At 43.6% G+C, this 18,188-nt stretch carries 16 protein-coding genes; 6 read left to right on the top strand and 10 right to left on the bottom strand.

Annotation, left to right across the window (positions count from 1 at the left end; genetic code table 11):
• Positions 1-8 precede the first annotated feature (8 nt).
• The 4 genes from MSG33_RS03345 to MSG33_RS03330 all read right to left on the bottom strand — a co-directional run bounded on the left by MSG33_RS03345 (position 9) and on the right by MSG33_RS03330 (position 2,707).
• Positions 9-260, bottom strand: a complete 252-nt coding sequence (locus MSG33_RS03345) for a hypothetical protein (protein WP_053349877.1) — start codon at positions 258-260, stop codon at positions 9-11.
• Positions 244-1,953, bottom strand: coding sequence for an SgrR family transcriptional regulator (locus tag MSG33_RS03340; RefSeq protein ID WP_248379854.1), 1,710 nt, complete (start codon positions 1,951-1,953; stop codon positions 244-246). The genes MSG33_RS03345 and MSG33_RS03340 overlap by 17 nt, the downstream gene beginning before the upstream one ends.
• A 79-nt stretch (positions 1,954-2,032) precedes the next feature.
• On the bottom strand, positions 2,033-2,266 hold the full coding sequence (locus tag MSG33_RS03335; RefSeq protein ID WP_005395503.1) for a DUF3389 domain-containing protein: 234 nt from the start codon (positions 2,264-2,266) through the stop codon (positions 2,033-2,035).
• A gap of 6 nt (positions 2,267-2,272) precedes the next feature.
• A complete protein-coding gene (locus tag MSG33_RS03330) occupies positions 2,273-2,707 on the bottom strand; it encodes a hotdog fold thioesterase (RefSeq protein WP_012842307.1) in 435 nt (144 codons plus the stop codon).
• A gap of 203 nt (positions 2,708-2,910) precedes the next feature.
• Here MSG33_RS03330 and MSG33_RS03325 point away from each other — a divergent pair, with 203 nt between their 5' ends.
• Positions 2,911-3,699, top strand: a complete 789-nt coding sequence (locus MSG33_RS03325) for a M48 family metallopeptidase (protein ID WP_012842308.1) — start codon at positions 2,911-2,913, stop codon at positions 3,697-3,699.
• 73 nt (positions 3,700-3,772) lie between these two features.
• Here MSG33_RS03325 and MSG33_RS03320 read toward each other — a convergent pair whose 3' ends face one another.
• Positions 3,773-4,801: a site-2 protease family protein gene (locus MSG33_RS03320; RefSeq protein WP_248380547.1), complete on the bottom strand. Its 1,029-nt coding sequence runs from the start codon at positions 4,799-4,801 to the stop codon at positions 3,773-3,775.
• A gap of 423 nt (positions 4,802-5,224) precedes the next feature.
• Here MSG33_RS03320 and MSG33_RS03315 point away from each other — a divergent pair, with 423 nt between their 5' ends.
• The 4 genes from MSG33_RS03315 to MSG33_RS03300 all read left to right on the top strand — a co-directional run bounded on the left by MSG33_RS03315 (position 5,225) and on the right by MSG33_RS03300 (position 10,089).
• The gene (locus tag MSG33_RS03315; protein ID WP_248379851.1) at positions 5,225-6,469 is read left to right on the top strand and encodes an outer membrane protein transport protein; all 1,245 of its coding nucleotides are present in this window, start codon (positions 5,225-5,227) and stop codon (positions 6,467-6,469) included.
• A gap of 20 nt (positions 6,470-6,489) precedes the next feature.
• Positions 6,490-8,898, top strand: a complete 2,409-nt coding sequence (locus MSG33_RS03310) for a VolA/Pla-1 family phospholipase (protein ID WP_248379849.1) — start codon at positions 6,490-6,492, stop codon at positions 8,896-8,898.
• 134 nt (positions 8,899-9,032) lie between these two features.
• Entirely contained in the window at positions 9,033-9,242 is a 210-nt protein-coding gene (locus MSG33_RS03305; protein WP_282450925.1) for a YgdI/YgdR family lipoprotein, read from the top strand.
• A 289-nt stretch (positions 9,243-9,531) separates the two neighbouring features.
• On the top strand, positions 9,532-10,089 hold the full coding sequence (locus MSG33_RS03300) for an alkylphosphonate utilization protein (protein WP_005395511.1): 558 nt from the start codon (positions 9,532-9,534) through the stop codon (positions 10,087-10,089).
• 191 nt (positions 10,090-10,280) lie between these two features.
• Here the strand turns inward: MSG33_RS03300 and MSG33_RS03295 are convergent, their stop codons facing one another.
• The 3 genes from MSG33_RS03295 to MSG33_RS03285 form a co-directional block, all read right to left on the bottom strand.
• Positions 10,281-10,472: a hypothetical protein gene (locus tag MSG33_RS03295; protein ID WP_005376351.1), complete on the bottom strand. Its 192-nt coding sequence runs from the start codon at positions 10,470-10,472 to the stop codon at positions 10,281-10,283.
• 278 nt (positions 10,473-10,750) lie between these two features.
• On the bottom strand, positions 10,751-11,770 hold the full coding sequence (locus MSG33_RS03290; RefSeq protein ID WP_248379847.1) for a TerC/Alx family metal homeostasis membrane protein: 1,020 nt from the start codon (positions 11,768-11,770) through the stop codon (positions 10,751-10,753).
• A 626-nt stretch (positions 11,771-12,396) separates the two neighbouring features.
• Complete coding sequence (locus MSG33_RS03285; RefSeq protein ID WP_248379837.1) at positions 12,397-14,139, bottom strand: bifunctional UDP-sugar hydrolase/5'-nucleotidase; 1,743 nt, start codon at positions 14,137-14,139, stop codon at positions 12,397-12,399.
• 271 nt (positions 14,140-14,410) lie between these two features.
• Here MSG33_RS03285 and MSG33_RS03280 point away from each other — a divergent pair, with 271 nt between their 5' ends.
• Entirely contained in the window at positions 14,411-16,045 is a 1,635-nt protein-coding gene (locus MSG33_RS03280) for an ATP-dependent endonuclease (RefSeq protein ID WP_012842315.1), read from the top strand.
• A 151-nt stretch (positions 16,046-16,196) separates the two neighbouring features.
• Here MSG33_RS03280 and MSG33_RS03275 read toward each other — a convergent pair whose 3' ends face one another.
• Together MSG33_RS03275 and MSG33_RS03270 are read right to left on the bottom strand one after the other, a co-directional pair.
• Positions 16,197-16,679 carry a DUF1097 domain-containing protein gene (locus tag MSG33_RS03275; RefSeq protein WP_176319436.1) on the bottom strand — a complete coding sequence of 161 codons (483 nt, stop codon included), beginning with the start codon at positions 16,677-16,679 and terminating at the stop codon, positions 16,197-16,199.
• 442 nt (positions 16,680-17,121) lie between these two features.
• The gene (locus tag MSG33_RS03270) at positions 17,122-18,027 is read right to left on the bottom strand and encodes a LysR substrate-binding domain-containing protein (RefSeq protein WP_005395522.1); all 906 of its coding nucleotides are present in this window, start codon (positions 18,025-18,027) and stop codon (positions 17,122-17,124) included.
• Positions 18,028-18,188: the final 161 nt, after the last annotated feature.

Here is an 18,188-nt window from a genome sequence, read left to right as displayed (position 1 = left end):
GCCCTTCATTATTTCATTGTCACTTTGCCGCCAATCATTTTGTAAGCGGGCGTTCCTCTCACTAGGGTATCTCTTGCAAACTCTTGCCCGCAACTGGGACAGATGCATGGGGTTTGTGTGAAATCGTCAACAATGCGCTCTTTGAAGCATTTGACCAGTGCGCCTTTTCCGCCTTTACGGTACTTGAATAGTTGAGTTTTACACTTTGAGCAATAGATATCGACGGTTTTCGTCGGCTGTTTCTTATTCGGTTTCGCCATGATTATTTTCTATATCAGGTTTTACCCATACGTTATTAAAGTCAAACCAACCTAAGGCATTACACTTTGCATTTTGCAAGGCACCGCTGTGGTCTTTATTGACACCCAACCAGCAGTGAAACATCGGAATCACCTGACAACTTTTTACCAACTGACGTCCTAACTCACGTGCAGGGAAGTCTGGATAAACACCAGCACGCCACTGATCAACGAGCTTAGCCCATTCGCTAAAATCGTAACCAGAACTGAATTTCTCAATATCACTGTAATCCAGAAGCCAGCCCGCTAACGCGTCATTTCGGTTCGTTGCAATGCCCATGGCTTTCACCCAAATATCCACTTCCTCAGGTGCGGGCGGTTGAGAATCATAACGAATAAACTCGACCTCTATACCATGCGGTTTTAAGAGTGTCTTGATGGCCTTGGCAACTACTGGAAACATCGGATGCTTTTTCTGATACGCTACGGAAATCACCTTATCAGCCTGCGGCACGGTGCCCGCCTTTGCTGGCCTAAGGTCAATCCAACCTGGCTTAAGGCCAAAGGCTTGCAATACACCCAATTCCATCACTTTATCTTGAGGAACATGCGCGTAAATCTGGTGACTGTTGAGAGTTTGTGATAGGAATTCTGCCCAGCGAGGGTCTTTTGCAATCCCGGTGTTTTTGTTTAGTAATAGGAATGTACAGCCAGGATCAAGCTCGACCTCATCAGATGAACCTTGTTTATCCATCTTTGGCTTAGACAGGCTTGGATAGACCATTGAAGAGTACGCTTCATCAATTACCCACACCTCAACTTGGTCCAGTAAGGGACGAAAGCCAAAGTAGCCATCAAAAGCAGTCAAAATGAGACGCTTATCATCATTCATTTTAACTTGGAACGGCCCAGTCCCTATTGGTTGTCTATCGAAGTTTTCTGAACGCAAAGCGCTTGGTAGCAAAATTTTTGCTTGCGACTCACTCAGCGCCAAAGGCAGGTAGCGATCAGGGCGGACGAGTTCAATATCGACGGTCCATTCCTGTGGTGAAGATACCTTTTTTATATGAGAAAACAGGTTCAGGCTACTTAGTGCAAGCACACTTTCAAGTACACAACTGGTTGATAAGGGTTCACCATTATGAAAACGCACCCCACGACGAAGATAAAAACGCCAGTGCGTATCAGAAATGGCTTCCCATGTGTGGGCTAAATCTGGCTGAAGTTGTTCATTTTCATCAAGGCGAGTTAGCCCGCTAAAAATTTGTCTGGCGATGTGCTGTTCTGAACGCCGCATCGGTTTCTGTGGGTTTAACATCGCCAATGGTCGATAATATGGCAAACGTACCACCTGTTCGCCCTGCCGATGCTGAAGCCCTAAATAACCCTGAATAACCTGCGTTAATCGAGCCGCGTCGTTATCAAGCGCATCTAGAGCCTGGCCAATTTTCCCTTCGTCAAGATAACGTCTGGCGAGGTTTTCACTGACATCGCTACGATTACGTTTGAAAACGAGTTTTGAGAGTTTTCCTCGACCCGCCGCTGGATGCCATTCAATCCAGCCCTCCTCTTCTAATTTATTGAGAACAATACGGGCATTGCGACGTGTACAAAACAGCGCTTCGGTAATGTCTTCTAGCTGAACGTCCGTATCGTGACCGGCGAATTTTTCAAACAGTGTTTCGAACTGAACACGTAAACGAGGGCTACTCATAAAGAGGAAATTCTTATCTTATTGTTGATGAGCTAAGTTTCCTCATTTTTATTAAAAAGTGCAAACGTCACGCAGTAAATTATTGAATATCGATGCCAATTTCTCGTGCAAGATCGGCAAGTTGTTCCTCATTATCCAGCTTGATAGACCATTTACACTCTGCACCATGAGATAAAACAACGTTCGCTCCTCTACCCAGTAACTGGATAGAATCGGTTTGCGCTTGTAAGGTTACCATTGCACTGCCGGAGAGCTTAATCACGATTTCACGCTGGGTAGCAATGATTTTTCCTAATGAAAACTCAATCACCATCTTGCTTTATACCGACTTCGTTTTATGTTGCTTCACTGCGATAGTTAAGCGACTGGTACACACTAATCGGCCTCGTTCATCAGTTATGTCGATTTGCCATACTTGTGTTGAAACGCCAAGGTGTACGGGTTTTGCCGTACCAATCACATGACCACTTCGCATTGCACGTACATGGTTCGCGTTGATATCCAAACCGACACAGTAACTCCCCTCATCGACAGAGAAATTCGCAGCTAAAGAGCCTAATGTTTCTGCGAGTACAACAGAAGCGCCACCATGAAGCATTCCTAAAGGTTGATGAGTAAAACTACATACAGGCATGGTTGCTGTAAGGGAGTCATCCGTGAAATCTGTGTATTCAATTTGTAGGTGCTCGATCAGGGTATTTTTTGACGTAGCATTCAGAATCTCTATGCTAACGGGCTTTTTCCATATACTCATTGTTTTACTCTTAATTTCACAAACTGGTTTGTCGGATTGTAACGATTTATTAGAGAGCTAGCATAGACTTTACTTAGGTCTAACTTCAAGGTGTAACATCTTGGCCTCCTTGCCAGTTGATGAATAATTTGATCCATGCATCATGTTACTATTTGGGTATATACTATTGCTTCAAAACAAAAATAATTTAGATGGAGCCTATTATGAAGGTATGGATGAAAGCCTCTGCTCTTTTAACTATCGCGGGCTTAACGGCATGTAGCGCATCACCGACTGGCCGTAACCAGATCCTGATGTTTTCAGATCAAGAAATGTCATCGCTTGGCGCCAAATCTTTCGAACAAATGAAGAAAGATATCCCAATCAGCAAAGATCGCAAAACGAATGCCTACGTACAATGTGTTGCCAAACACATCACTGACACCATCCCTGCGCAAGCTGGATTTAAAGATTGGGAGGTGGTTGTTTTTGATAGTGAACAAGTCAATGCGTTTGCTCTACCTGGTGGGAAGATCGGCGTTTACACAGGGCTTTTAGGTGTCGCGAAAAACCAAGATCAGTTGGCAACAGTCATTGGTCACGAAGTGGCTCACGTCCTCGCTGACCACAGTAATGAACGCCTTTCACAAAGCCAGTTAGCAAATGCGGGATTGTCTCTGGCAAACGTTGCTATAGGAGCTTCCGAGTACAAACAGTATCAGCAAATGACGATGGCGGCACTTGGTGTCGGTGTCCAATACGGTGTTATTTTGCCATACGGTCGTACACAGGAATCCGAGGCTGATATTGTCGGGCTTGAGTTTATGGCAAAAGCAGGCTTCGACCCACGTCAAAGTGTCGATTTATGGAAAAATATGAGTGCTGCATCCGGTGGCTCTCAACCGCCTGAATTCTTCTCAACTCACCCATCGCACAGTACGCGTATTAAAGATTTACAAGCAACCATAAATAAGTTGCCTGCGTATAACGCGAAAGCGCCAAAATGTGGCTAAACTTCTGCTACCAGTGTCTATTTTTCGCAAAAAAGCTCCCTAGGGAGCTTTTTTAATGGGTATAAGGAATAGTTTAAGTACCCAGTATCTGTAGTGGCAAGCTCAACAGGCTATCTCCAAGGGTAGCAAAATACCAAATGATAGCGACAAAACCACCGACAGAAACCAAGTACCAAGCAAGTGAGAAGAGTTGTCCGTAACGGGTTAACGGCAATAAATGACTATGATGTCGACCTCTCCATTCCATGACCACTTCTAGCATCCCCATTAACAATAAAAACCCTAGCAACGTCAGCCCGAAAGAATAGCTGATAAAAATACCCAACAAGGCAGCAGCTATACTGCCGACTAATCCAACCCAAGTGTTCATCGAGAAGGTAATGCTTTTGAGTACATGACCACCATCTAGTGGCAGAATAGGCAGCAGATTAAACAGGTTGAGCAACGCGTTAAACACTGCTAGGCCAGCGAAGAGCACCTCTCCAGTCATCCAATAAAGCAAAGTAAACGCGATGCTAAGAACTAAACCAAAAAATGGTCCCATAATCGAGATAACCACATCTTGCCAGCGTGTGTTGATCTTTTCATCACTCAGCGCTAAACCGCCAAGAAATGGAATCAAATAGATGCCCTTGGTCTTCATTCCAAAGTACTTCATCGCTCTAATATGGCCATACTCATGGAAAACTAAACAAGCGATCAAAGCTAACGCGAACTCGATCGAAAATAGCCAAGAATATGCAGCAAGACTTGCAGATGCTAGCGCCACTTTGATTACTTTCGCACTCTTGAGTGCTTTCATTCCAAGCGATACTAGCCCTATCACACTTAAACGCTTTTCCGTTGGCGGCTCAACTTCTGGTACTTGGCGTTCGATGTCTTTTTCATTTCGGCAACCTTCGCTAACAAGCTCATTGTTAATTGTGACCTTGTAACTCAATTCAAACGGTTGCCATGTTAATGAACACTCCAAATGGCATACCAGGACTTCCTCCCCTGCAGAAAGTCTAAACTGGTGAAGACAAGTGTCTGCAACATTATCACTGGCATCTATTTGGGACACCAAGGTGTTATCCCAATATAACTGCTGCCAACCAGCCATCGATCCTTCGAGCCTTAACGAACGACCTAAAAATTCAACATTCAGTAATTCCAACACGATTCCTATTGCGTCTATTGAATAACAACAAAGCGAGGCGCGAATTATGCCTGCTAAGTACAGAAACGGCAAAGCCCGCTATCTCTTGGTTTGAATGCCATTTAACCATAAAGCCCGTAAAACAATTCTGGTCGTACCATTCTCTTAAAAAATATAACGATAATACATGCCCTTACGAATCAACGTTTGACCTATGCATCATATTTAAAACGCAAAATACGCTCAAACTTTGACAAGTTATTAAACATACAATTAACATTACATTTACATCACAGTTGTATTTCACGTATTAACAACTGGTGTAAGTATCACACAACAATTACAAGGACTTCGGTCCAACACTATGACACCCTAGGAGGGTCAAGGATGAACAAGAAGCACTGCTCTCTGCTTACAATTTCGATATTGTTTGCGTGTAATGCCCATTCAGCGGGCTTCCAGGTAGCTGAGCATTCAGCATCTGGTCTTGGTCGAGCATTTTCAGGTGAAGGAGCGGTCGCAGACAATGCCAGCGTTCTTGCACGAAACCCAGCAGCGATGACGCTTTTCAAAGAAGCTCAATTCTCGGGCGCGTTATCTATCATCGATCCTGAAGTCGATGTGTATGACACGGTTAACAAAGAACATGCAAAAGATGTTGCCCCTTTACAAGTCGTGCCAGCGGGTTATTACATCAGCCCTATCAACGATAACTGGGCTTGGGGTATCGGTATGTTCACAACATACGGTGTTGCTACTGATTATCCAGATGATATTTCTGCGGGTGACATGGCGGGTGACACTTCCCTACTTTCAGTAAACATTAATCCCAATATCGCTTACCGTATTAACGAGTCTTTCAGTGTTGGTGGCGGTATCAACCTAGTGTACGCGGAAGCGGAGCTGACTCGTCACAAAGGCGCACTCGCCGGTATTTTGGGTGGTAATAAGTCCGATAACCTTGTCGGCATGGAAGGCGAAACTTTTGCTTGGGGTTGGAATATTGGCGCTTTGTATGAGCTAAATGAAAATAACCGTTTTGGCTTTGGTTACCGTTCTAAAGTTGATCTAGATTTTGACGACGGTGAGTTTAGTAGTTACGACTCAGGCCGAGCTCCATCACCAAAAGTGGATGGCCGTTTAAAAATCTCTCTCCCTTCAATTATCGAATTATCGGCTTTCCATCAACTGAATGAACAATGGGCAGTACATTACGGCTGGCAACAGACCGATTGGAGCACATTTAAAGAACTGAAAGCGACGAGTCCTCAATGTAATGATGGAACTGCTGGTCAATGTTTCTACAAACCAGAGAAATACGAAGACAACAACCGTTATTCTATTGGTGCAACTTACACCCTCAATGCGGATTGGACATTCCGTGCAGGCTTTGCATACGACGAACAAGCAGGTGAAGCCACATTGAGCATCCCTGACAGTGACCGTTTTTGGTACAGCGCGGGCCTAACTTACGCAATGAATGAGAATTTAACTTTCGATGCAGGCTTTGCACTTGTTAAGAGTAAATCAGGCTCTTTCACCGAGACAAATGCTCAGGATGAAGAGATCAAGTTCGACTCTGAAGGTACTGCTTACATCAGCGCGGTACAGATGAACTACACCTTCAAATAATGGGATTACGGAGTAAACCAATGAAACACACGTTTAAATTATCAATGCTTTGTTCTGCAATCCTTCTTGCTGGTTGTGGTGATAATACATCAAGCTCTGGTACTTCCGACAAAGTTCAATTTGAAGATGAAGTCCAAGCACTGCTCGACCGTGGAACATCTATCAGCTTTACGCTTCAAGGGGCGAATGCGGATGTACCTGCGCCCTCTTACTTATTAATGGACACAACAGATGGCACGCTTGGTCTGCCAACTGACGGTGATGATGCCTTAACCAACCCTAGAGCCTCGATGAATACGATGGATGGATGGTCAACGTCTATGCCAATCGTTCTGAACTTTAAAGGCGATGGTTTTGCAACGGGTATGCTGCCGTCTGGTATTAAAGTCATCAAGATTAATCAACGTTTGACCGAGTGGGATGGTAAGTCTAACCCAATCGAAGAAGTTCTCGTTCAGAACCAAGACTACGTTGTTCAAGCAAAAGGCAACTCTCTATATATCCAGTTCATGGATGCGCTTGATGAGTCAAGCGAGTACATTTTTGCAGTAACACAAGATGTTACTGACGTGAATGGTGAGCCAATCGGTACATCAGCCAGTTACGCGACAGGTAAATCGAAAGAAATCGTTTATGAAACTGGTGCTCTTGCTTCTATTCAAGCGGTGACACAAGCGGTGGAAGGCATTTTTGGTCTAGCTCAAGTTAACCCAGACGACATCGTTTACTCCTCCTGGTTCAGCACTCAGTCTGTAGGTGACACTTTGGCGGCGGTTAAAGGTGTAACTGCAACCGGTTTTTCAACGGGTGCAAATACATTAAACGCGGTTTACAAAAACGATGCGAACGAAGGTTCAGTAGATTTATCAACAGCCTACACAATGACACTTGGTGCAACCCAAGACTTTAGCACTGCGCTAGACTCTGACGATGACTTTAGTAAGTACGTTAGTGACCTAGACGCAGCTAAAACGGCAATTAAAGGCCTTTATGCGAAGTCAGGTGCCGATGTAAATGTGACTCAAGGTGTGGTCAGACTGCCTCATTATCTAGAAAAAGGGGCAAACTGGAACATGCAGCCAATGGTATCTGCGATGCCAAGCCTAGCGAAGCTAAGCGCAGCACTGGCGGATCCGAACGAGCAAGCGAACATGGTTCAGCAGCTATCAACTGGCGTTTTCGCAAATAACCCTGTTGACGTGACAAAGCTTGCAACCGATCCTACAGAGCAGCTAAAACTGGTGGGTGCTAAACTCACATTAAGCGATGGTACCCGACTCGACAGTGAACGTATTGTGACTCGCTACTCCCCAGTTCCAGTCGTTAAATCGGTAGAAGATGTCGAAGTACTTGTCTTCACACCTAAATCTGGTGTCGCGACCGACGTTGTGATTTATCAACACGGCATCACTTCAGCAAAAGAGGATTCATATGCCTTCGCGTTTAATATGGTGAAAGCAGGTGTGGCTGTTATTGCTATCGACTTACCTATTCACGGCACACGTAGCTTAGATGAGCAACGTTCAGCTAATGCTAATATCTTGGCGTATCTAAATCTTTCTAACTTGGCAATCGCTCGTGATAACCTACGCCAAAGTGTACTGGATGTATTGGGTTTACGCGCGAGCTTAGTGGTATCGGCGCAAGGTGGTCTGTTGGCAGAAGGTCCTCTGCAAGGCTTTAACCCAATGACGGGTTCTAAAGTAAAAATGTTAGGTCATTCACTTGGCGGTATTGTGGCTACATCTGCCGTGGCAGCAGCAAATAACACGCTAGGTAGCCCCAACGCAGATGCACTTTACACATTTAGCTCTGCTTCTGTACAGAACTCTGGTGGCCAAATTGGCAATTTGTTACTAGGTTCAGAAGCCTACGGCGCTCAGATCAGGCATAACTTAGCATATGCTGCGTCTGCAAACTACGCGAGTTATGCAGATGCGTCATGTACACAATTGGAAGATAAAACGTGTTACGAAGCTTTTGAGGCCGCAGCAACAGAAACTCAGTTAGCAACACTAGAAGCTGGCTTCTCGCAGTTTATCTACGCGGCACAAACCACGCTAGATACCGTAGACCCGTTCACAAACGCGTCAGATTTAGTTGCTTCTGGTTCACTAACAACACCATTCCTGATGACCGAGGTTGATGGCGATGGCAATGTACCAAACAGCGTTCCAAATGCACCGTTTGCCGGGACTGAGCCTCTAGCAGCTAAGCTAGGTTTAACGACCGTAAACAGTGCTAATACAGCAGTGTCTCCAATGGCAAGCTTTGTGCAGTATAACGCTACTGCATCGCACATTACGTTTGTTTCTCCAAATGGCACACTTTCTGATATTGATCATCACGTTGAGATGCAAATGGAAAACACTGACTTCTTAATGGATGACACTTTAACGGGTGTGACTAATACTTCCGTTCTGAAGTAATCGTATTACCTCTCTTACCAAAGCCCAGTTTCGACTGGGCTTTTTCGTTCTCTATCATAAAAACCGTCCCGTATATCCTTTGCTATAGTTAAATCGGTGCCGTACCTAACTTACTTGTTTGAAAGGAAAACTCTATGCGCATATTCACTATAATGGCCACAGCTTTACTTCTTGCTGCATGCGGAAGTAGTCAATATCTTATGTCGACAAATGAAGGGAAAATCATTACTTCTTACGGTAAGCCAGACCTTAACGAAGAAACGGGTATGTATGAGTATGAAGACATGGATGGGAAAGAAATGAGCACTTCAAAAGATCAAATTGTGCAGATTATAGAACGCTAGCAATATGCCCTCTATATTTTTAGAGGGCTCTACCCACACTTCTGAGCGCAGTCAATACTCCCAACGAACCTCTAACTTACTCAAGAAATGAAGCAACCAATTCATCACCCAAAGCAATCAATGCATTTTCTTATATACAGGTATTATTTGTTTAGCGAATATTTTACATCTTCACCCTAATCAGGTTGGAATATTGTAAAATCTCGGCTTTAATTCGCTAACACCCTTTTATTTCTCAGGATAAAGTGGATAATACCGCCACAAAATAACATTACTAAGGTGAGTCCTTATGTCTATTGAAGCTACTCTGCTTGCGCGCTGCGAGTCAAAATGTGAACTGTGTTCTTCTGAATCTCAACTAACAGCATACGCTGTCCCACCTCACGGTAACGTGACTGTTGATACTGCTATCATGGTTTGTGATAAGTGTCTGGGTGAGATCGATGAGCCAAAAGACATTAACCACTGGCGTTGTCTAAACGAAAGCATGTGGAGCCAGGTTCCTGCAGTACAAGTGACAGCATGGCGCCAACTCACTCGCCTAAACTCTGAAAGCTGGGCTCAAGATGCTCTTGACATGATGTACATGGAAGAAGAGCAAATGAACTGGGCGATGAAGGGTATGTCTGATGATGACAAAACGCTGGATTGCAACGGCACTGAACTTAAGAAAGGTGACGATGTAACGGTAATCAAAGACCTACCAGTTAAAGGCACTAACCAAGTAATCAAACAAGGCACAGTGATCCGTGGTATCAGCCTTGGTGATGATCCGAAACTAGTTTCGGGCAAGGCAAATGGCGGTCAGTCAATGTACGTGATCGCAGAATACTGCCGTAAGAAGTAATATCGTATTACTCTACAAGTCAAAACGGGGCACTATTAGTGCCCCGTTTTCATTTCTAATGAGCGCCAATTTGGAATAAGCTCCTCTACTCCGGTATTGACTCTGTATAGAGTTCTAGCTCCGTTATTCGCGTTTGAGCAGCTAAAAAAATACCGGCTTATAAGCCGGTATTTTCATTCATTATTTCAAGATTAACGGTACATACCGATATCTTTTTGAATGTGAGCTGACAAATCTTCCGCATAGTAACTGCGTGGTGCAGTATTATCTACGAATAGAATGTCTAGTAAGTGAGCAATCAGTCCTTTGAAGTTAACCGCGTAGGTTTTCTTATCCATAGAGGTTGGTAAAGCTACATTTGTCATTTGCATTGCTTGTGCCATGATTGCCTCTCTTTAAAGCAGTAGTCTGTTTTGTTGGTTGTATATTAGTCAGTTTCTTATTGTTTAAGAAATGACAAATTTTACCTATTCGAATTAGATTATCTAATAAAACAAGCCCATTACAAACATCAAAAATACAAATGAATAATAACAGCATAAATAGTCAGAAAGTGTTTAATTATGTTGAATAACTTAACGTTACCTGCATAATCACACCTCAAGTTACAACATATTTTTAACATTAAGTTTCGTTATTTATTTTATTTTTAGCGCTTTACTTATATTTTTTGATTAGTAATTTTAACGCTAGAGCGACTGTTCGACTTATTTTTGAGGAGCGATGCCACAACCGCTGATGCCATCACAACGATTAAGAATGTGAGTGACCACGTTGTCGGAATCTCATACTCTGTTCCCACCAATAACATCTTTACACCGATAAACATCATGATCACCGATAATGCTGGTTTTAAGTACACAAACTTGTCTAACATCGCTTGCAGAACAAAGTACAAAGATCGCAAACCCAACAGTGCAAACACGTTCGCGGCTAAGACTAAAAATGGCTCTCGTGTTACCGAGAATATGGCTGGTATAGAATCCAGTGCAAACATTACGTCCATCACTGCAATTACACCGACTACGATCAGCATTGGTGTTGCCACCCACTTACCAGCTTGCTTTAAGATTAAGTGATTTCCTTGGTAATCATCCGTAACTGGCAATATTTTGCGAATAAACTGCTCAGGATATGGGTTAACCTCTTCTGCTTCACCTTTGTCGCGAGCAAGCTTAATACCTGTCCAAATAAGGAATGCGGCAAAGAGGTACAACACCCAGTGGTACTGCGCAAGTAACTGAGCACCAACCGCAATCATGATAGCCCGCAGAACCAACGCACCAATCACGCCCCAAAGCATCGCTCGCGGACGCAAATGCTCCGGCACACTGTATTGTGCAAAGATGATGGCAAACACAAACAAGTTATCCACGCTTAGCGACTTCTCTAGTAAGTAGCCTGTTAAGAATGAAACCGTTGCTTTATCGTTCGTATAAGTGCTGTGCGGTGCGTAAAGGTCCCAGAATAAATAGATAGAACCTGCAAAAACAAAGGCAAGTAAGAACCAAAAAACACTCCAAAGGATGGCTTTTTTCATCGTTATTACGCCACCACGCGTTTGATAGATATCAAGCGCAACAAGAACAAGCGTAAAAAGACCAAAAGCACCATACATCGCTAATGACTCTTGAAGTGGTGCCGATTGGCTCAATTGGGTGGTACTTTCGATAAGAGACATGCTTCCTCCCATGGCGGAAGGGCATGAGTTTGGTGACCTTCCGCAGACAATAACAACAAGCAGTCACATAGTAATCATGTGCTGCCAGTCAATGAATGCGTTGGTCTCGTTGAAGTGTCGGCGTGGATGAATCACGCAACACCTTTACTTACCGGATAAGCTGATGCTTAACGAGATGACGATAAGTAAACTTGCGCTAACTACTCCCCAAACGCCGCAATGATAACGCCGAATGTCACGCTTTCCAACAAAAAAACTTTGTCCAATCGAAATAAAACTCTTATTAAAAATCAGAAAGAAATATAAAAACAAAGGAATTGGTTCAACCACGTGAACTTTTGTTATTAGACGTAAAGATCTGCAAGTGACTCAAGATGATACATTTAAGAGTCAGAGCGTTGTCTTTGAGAACATAGACACAAAAAAGGAGCATAACTGCTCCTTTCCTAACTTCCGTGTTATTAGCAATTCAAAAACCGCTCAAAGGTACAAAGTAAACTAACGTTGACCAAATTGCGACCCAAGCAACCACCACTGCCGTATCTGTCCAATCTTTATTCCACATACTGCCACCCTCATCATCGCATGTAGCAATTGAAGGACAGCAAAATCGATACCAATATCTACTATCTGTGTTGCTGTGTATAAAGTTTGTGACTTTGATTCAAGCAGTTTGGCTCATCGGTCAGAAGTTCAATAAAACAGTCTGCCATGGATAAGTTGGTTACACGCCCCTCGCCTTTCATCTCCAGTAGCGCATCGTAACCTTCTTTCCCTTTCATGGTATAAGCGGAGGAAGTGCCTCGATACCAGGTGTCGTCTTGAACGTCGACCCATTGTTGACCATCAAAAATTGCTAATAACTGAATTCTTTCACCTTTAGGGGCATCAGCTCGGTACTCAAAGTTTAAATTGTAAGTGTATGGATAACTGCCAGAGCCAGTACCTTCCACATCATTGTTGAGTGCATTGTTTATGGCGCCTTCAAGTGCTCGGCGAATAGCACTGCCTTTTACGTCGTAAAAGCCGATCGGAACGGCAAAAGGCAACAATCGTCCGGCAATATCTGCCACTGTGATGTTGCCAGGATTCAATGACGTTCGCACGCCACCCGCATTATGAATCGCAAATTGAACCTCATGGCCGCGTTTATTTAGGCTGTACAAAAATGAACGAGCAACAGAAGAAGCCAGCTCGCTCTCACCAAACTCATCTGGGATTCGCACATGACGCTTTTTGGTGTCAATACTGGCAATGACTTGTGACTGTAACTGCCTTACCCGAGGGATGTATTTATCACTTAGGATTGCTTGAGTCTCCGGGTGTTTCTTACAGACCACCACATTAGGTTGGCCATGGATAAAGTCACACGCGGTTTCGAATACGCCTTGGTCAAGCTGTTGATTTAGTGTCGAGTCCCAAAAAATACGTCGGCCAAGTAACAGTTCATTTTGACCACTCAGCATGGTTGCTTTGCCGTTTTCATCAAATTCAATGACGCAGTGCCCCATAGTCAAAGCATGAAAGCCCGCTTGCACAACGTAGGTATCTTTTACTTTGACACCATAAGGGTCATCTTGCCCTAAACCTATTGATGAGAAATCGCCTTGCAGTCGGTGGCTATGTCCACCAACAATAATACCAATCCCCTCAACTTGTTCAGCCAACTCTAAATCGCCTTCATAACCTAAGTGGCTCAGAAGAATGATATTTTTAATACCAGAGTAGTGAATTTGTTTTACGGTCGCCTTAGCGGTTTCAATTGCAGACTTAAATGGCGTATCTGCATCTGGGTTCGCGATATCGCTCATTTTATCAATGGATAATCCGAAAATCGCAACCTGCTCACCATGAAACTCTTTGACGATGTATTGTGCGCTTTGTGTCTCCGTTTGATAGCTATACACATTGTTGCTATCGCTGACTCGGTGAGGCTTTTGAAGCGATTCATTTGATAGATCCCAGTTACCAGCAAGCAATGGAAACTGAGTGCGTTGACAGAATAAGGCAACAGGTTCATTACCCATATCCAATTCATGGTTGCCTAACGCCATCGCATCAATCTTTAACGCATTCAACAAATCGGCGTTGGCTTTACCTTTAAATAATGAGAAATAAAGTGTGCCTTGGAAACAGTCTCCAGCATGGAGAAATAACATCCCATGCCCTTGACGCTGAGCGTCGTCTCGTAGCTGCTCTACTCGGGTTGCGATGCGAGAGAACCCGCCAGCACTCACGTATGGCTCTAACGTGAGTTCTTTGTTGATCTTAAGCTTTAACTGTAATGACGTTGGCTCAAAGTAGGAATGTGTGTCATTGATGTGTGCCAGTTTGATTCTCACTGGCTTATGATTGTTATTCATCTTCATCTTCTCTCTTTTCATTCCTTATAATAATAAGAAGTGAATCATGACAGAATCATGAATTTTATGAAACTGTGATTTTTTGATTTCATGTTTAAGTGATCACGATGCTATCTACACTACTTTTGAAAGCAAGCGTCGCTTGTTGCGGTCTCTATTCAGTAAGGGGCTCTCGTAATTTTGTGAACTGAGCTTAACTCCAATATTTCGAATTAATATATGCTTAGGAGTAGCAAAATAACTCTCTATAATTCAAATAATTGCAAGGAGGATTGAGATGAGACTAGAACGCATCGAAATCTCCGGGTTTAGAGGCATCAAACGCCTTTCACTCTCTTTTGACGAACTCACTACGCTCATCGGTGAGAACACGTGGGGCAAATCATCATTGCTCGATGCCCTTTCTATCGCGCTACCTGCTAATGGCTCATTATATCAATTCGAACTAAAAGATTTTCACGTTGATTACTCAATTTCTCATCCACAAACCCAACACTTGCAGATCATTGTTTGCTTTAAAGCACAAGACAAGAACGAAGTAAAAGCTGGGCGTTATCGACGGATAAAACCTGCATGGTGCACAAACGAGGATGGTGAGCAGGTCATTTACTATCGAATTAGTGCGTCTCGCGACGAGTATGATATTAAAACTGAATACGCATTTTTGGATCATAACGGTAAGCCGAAGAAACTGCACCACTCTGAAAAACTCGCCGTAGAGTTGATGACTCTTCACCCTGTTATCCGCCTACGAGACTCCCGACGCTTCCCAGATTTAAACCACGTCAACGGCGACAGCAAAAATGCTCGGATTGAAAAACGAATCAACAATACCTGCCGACGGCTATTGGCGATGCCTGGGCACGTAAACAAGGGTGAGATTCGCAGTAGTCTCGATTCAATGCAAACACTTGTCGAACACTATTTTGCGTTCCGCAGCGTCAGCAAAGGTAACCCACGAAAACCTCGTGATGGTCTTTTTTATACAAGCCCTTCCTCTGATAAAGGATTAAGTCAATTCCTTAAGGAAACAAATGATAAACAAAGCCGCTTGCTTTTAATGGGGCTTCTCAATGCTTACCTTCAAGCAAAAGGCCCTACCGATTTAAGACGCTGCGCAAGACCGATACTGATCATCGAAGACCCGGAAGGCCGACTACACCCGACTCATCTCGCTAGAGCGTGGTCATTATTGCAGTTGTTGCCAATGCAAAAGATTTTAACTACCAACAGCGGTACGTTACTTGGCTCGGTTCCACTTTATTCAATCCGGCGTTTGATTCGCTTGTCAGACCGAACCATTGCCAAGAGCTTAAACTCTGCCAAGTTTGGTAGAGATGAGTTACGCCGAATTGGTTTCCACATTCGTTTTCATCGCTCAGGGGCGTTGTTTGCACGGTGTTGGTTACTCGTAGAGGGCGAAACTGAAGTTTGGTTATTTCATGAACTGGCTCGTCAATGCGGATATGACTTAGCTGCGGAAGGAGTTCAAATCGTTGAATTTGCACAGTCAGGACTGAAGTCACTGATCAAAGTAGCAAAAGAGTTCGGTATCGACTGGCATGTTGTTACCGATGGTGACCCGGCAGGTAAAAAGTACGCGCATGCCGTGAGAGCGCAACTCGATCATGATCAGGAAAGGCATAGACTTACAGAGTTACCTGATCGAGATATCGAACATTTTCTATATAATCATGGGTTTGAACTTTTCTTTAAGGACATCATCAAAGTTCCTCATGATCACCCTATCCCAGCTAAAAAAGTCGTCAACCGTGTTTTGAAAAAGCATGCAAAACCGGACTTAGCTTTGGCCATTGTATCTCACTGTGAAGAGAGAGGTATGGAATGCATTCCTGTACTTCTGCGTTGGACACTTAAGCGCGTTGTCACCATGGCAAACGGCAATACATGAGTTAGAGTATTTCACACTCACACCTTGCCTTGTAATACAAAAAAAGCACACCAAATTGGTGTGCTTGTATCAAACATCATTAATTTTGATTAAAGGTATTGAGAGGGATAAAACTCAATACACAGTGGATACAAATAAGATCGGGGGTTCACTACTGTGCTTGCTCAGCAAGCGTAGAAGAAGTAGTGCTTGATTTCGTATGCAACCAAAGTCCAGTCGCTTTCATTAGATAACCAAACACACCACCTAGCAGCAAAGATGGAATGACAAGTTGCCAGTTTCCATCAGCGGCAAATGTTGCGCAGGAACCAATAAAAGTGCCTGGAATGTACGCGAGCCAAGACTGTTTCGCTTGAATACACATGAAAAATGCCACAATAGCGGTAATCACATAACCGATAATTTCCAAACCAACGTAAGTTGAACCGTGGATAATTACCATTGCCCAGAATACACCCGTCATATTAGTGATTAAGCTGATACCAAGTCCTTTCAATCCACTAGTTGGCGCAGCAAAGTAGCTCGTGCAACCTAAAAAACCAGCCCAAGAAAGCAAACCTAAAGAAATGGCGATCCAACCCCATACGCCAGATAAAATTCCAGTAGTGATAGAGATAGCTAAAAGTGTCGTCATGGTAGTCGTACCTGCTTGGCTATTATCGTACCCATATGGATCAATAACTGCCTTCATACATTGAAATCAAGGACACATGTTAGATACATCAGTCTTGTTTATCGGTGATAATGATCACAATAAGGTTATAACAATTTCATGACTTGCACTAAAAGTTTGACGCAACCGATAAATCAACAGATTTAGGGAATGAGTATTTCTAGTGCTAGGTAAAAAGGATGTGTGTTGGATAGCTCCAATAGGTCACTCCAGCAAGCTTTAACGAGACTGGGAAGCTAATATCGGCGTGCAGAATCATGGGTCACCAAGTGAGTGCATAAAAGCTCCTGAATCACACTTGTTCTTCTATGTTCAGTATACTGTACATAGAAATATGCCACTCCCAATTAAGCGAGTGGCATTGCTGTGCTTCTAGAGTTTATTGCGTGTATTGAGTAGTAACTTACAATACCGAGGGCTTACCTTTCATCATGCGCAGACCTTCTCGTTTAATGCAGTCGACTAGTGGGTTTTCTGCCATATCAGCTCGCCATATAAATGAAAGTGTCCTTTCCATTTTTAGCTCGGGCACATTTAACGCAACAAGATGACCCGCTTCTATATATCGCTCTACATCTAAATACGGTAAACAAGTAAGGTATTGGCCGTTAGCAACTAAGCTGCGTAACACCGGAACGTGCTCGTACTCTCGCCACACATCCAAATCTTCAATTAGATGATGAATAGAGCTATCAAATGTTTTTCGTGTGCCAGAGCCATGCTCTCTCAACACCCACTTCGCTTGTTCTAACTGCGCGAGGCTTACAGATTGATTGCGAGCAAAAGGATGATGAGAAGCAGCGACAACAGTAAGATGGTCTCGGCACCAGACTTCTTGGTGCAAACGGTTATCGTCACAACGCCCCTCGATGATCCCTAAGTCATATTTATAATCTAATACGCCATCAATAACCCCTTTTGTACTCTGCACACCAAGGGAAATACGCATTTCTGGAAAGTCATTATCAATGATACTGATAAGGTCTGGAACCAGATGCTCTGCCGGAGTTTGACTCGCGCCCATGCGAATCTCACCGCTTAACAAATGTTGCTCATAAAAGCCCATTTCAATCTGCAGTGCGTCTTGTAATAAGCGTTTTGCTTTTGGTCGTAGCCACATACCCCAATGGGTTAACGCCATTTGCTTGCCCTGCCTCTCAAATAAAGGCCTGCCAAGCATTTTTTCTAATTGCGCAAGCGACATACTTGTCGCTGATTGTGTCAAAGCCAGTTTCTCTGCGGCCTGGCTTACACTGCCGGTATCTGCAACTGCGTCAAAAACCGCTAATTGCTTAAGTGAGTAGCGCAAAGTGTCCTCCATTATTGGTGAGTATTTTTCATACCCTCACAATCGTTAAAAACATGCCCCAATAAGCAATAGAGTTCATTTTACCTAGCCGCATAAAGTTATCAATTAATTTGATGAGGTTTCTAAATATTATCAATTTTACCTACCAAACCCTTCTCCTT

This window comes from Vibrio sp. 1CM7H (assembly GCF_023161645.1).
Taxonomy (GTDB): domain Bacteria; phylum Pseudomonadota; class Gammaproteobacteria; order Enterobacterales; family Vibrionaceae; genus Vibrio; species Vibrio diabolicus.
Note: the sequence above shows the minus strand (reverse complement) of the source record. Positions and strands in the feature narration are given on the sequence as shown.

What these genes read in the sequence shown, in the direction of transcription:
- MSG33_RS03345 (WP_053349877.1), bottom strand. Translation starts at nt 260, where the DNA reads ATGGCGAAACCGAATAAGAAACAGCCGACGAAAACCGTCGATATCTAT.
- MSG33_RS03340 (WP_248379854.1), bottom strand. Translation starts at nt 1,953, where the DNA reads ATGAGTAGCCCTCGTTTACGTGTTCAGTTCGAAACACTGTTTGAAAAA.
- MSG33_RS03335 (WP_005395503.1), bottom strand. Translation starts at nt 2,266, where the DNA reads ATGGTGATTGAGTTTTCATTAGGAAAAATCATTGCTACCCAGCGTGAA.
- MSG33_RS03330 (WP_012842307.1), bottom strand. Translation starts at nt 2,707, where the DNA reads ATGAGTATATGGAAAAAGCCCGTTAGCATAGAGATTCTGAATGCTACG.
- MSG33_RS03325 (WP_012842308.1), top strand. Translation starts at nt 2,911, where the DNA reads ATGAAGGTATGGATGAAAGCCTCTGCTCTTTTAACTATCGCGGGCTTA.
- MSG33_RS03320 (WP_248380547.1), bottom strand. Translation starts at nt 4,801, where the DNA reads ATGGCTGGTTGGCAGCAGTTATATTGGGATAACACCTTGGTGTCCCAA.
- MSG33_RS03315 (WP_248379851.1), top strand. Translation starts at nt 5,225, where the DNA reads ATGAACAAGAAGCACTGCTCTCTGCTTACAATTTCGATATTGTTTGCG.
- MSG33_RS03310 (WP_248379849.1), top strand. Translation starts at nt 6,490, where the DNA reads ATGAAACACACGTTTAAATTATCAATGCTTTGTTCTGCAATCCTTCTT.
- MSG33_RS03305 (WP_282450925.1), top strand. Translation starts at nt 9,033, where the DNA reads ATGCGCATATTCACTATAATGGCCACAGCTTTACTTCTTGCTGCATGC.
- MSG33_RS03300 (WP_005395511.1), top strand. Translation starts at nt 9,532, where the DNA reads ATGTCTATTGAAGCTACTCTGCTTGCGCGCTGCGAGTCAAAATGTGAA.
- MSG33_RS03295 (WP_005376351.1), bottom strand. Translation starts at nt 10,472, where the DNA reads ATGGCACAAGCAATGCAAATGACAAATGTAGCTTTACCAACCTCTATG.
- MSG33_RS03290 (WP_248379847.1), bottom strand. Translation starts at nt 11,770, where the DNA reads ATGTCTCTTATCGAAAGTACCACCCAATTGAGCCAATCGGCACCACTT.
- MSG33_RS03285 (WP_248379837.1), bottom strand. Translation starts at nt 14,139, where the DNA reads ATGAAGATGAATAACAATCATAAGCCAGTGAGAATCAAACTGGCACAC.
- MSG33_RS03280 (WP_012842315.1), top strand. Translation starts at nt 14,411, where the DNA reads ATGAGACTAGAACGCATCGAAATCTCCGGGTTTAGAGGCATCAAACGC.
- MSG33_RS03275 (WP_176319436.1), bottom strand. Translation starts at nt 16,679, where the DNA reads ATGACGACACTTTTAGCTATCTCTATCACTACTGGAATTTTATCTGGC.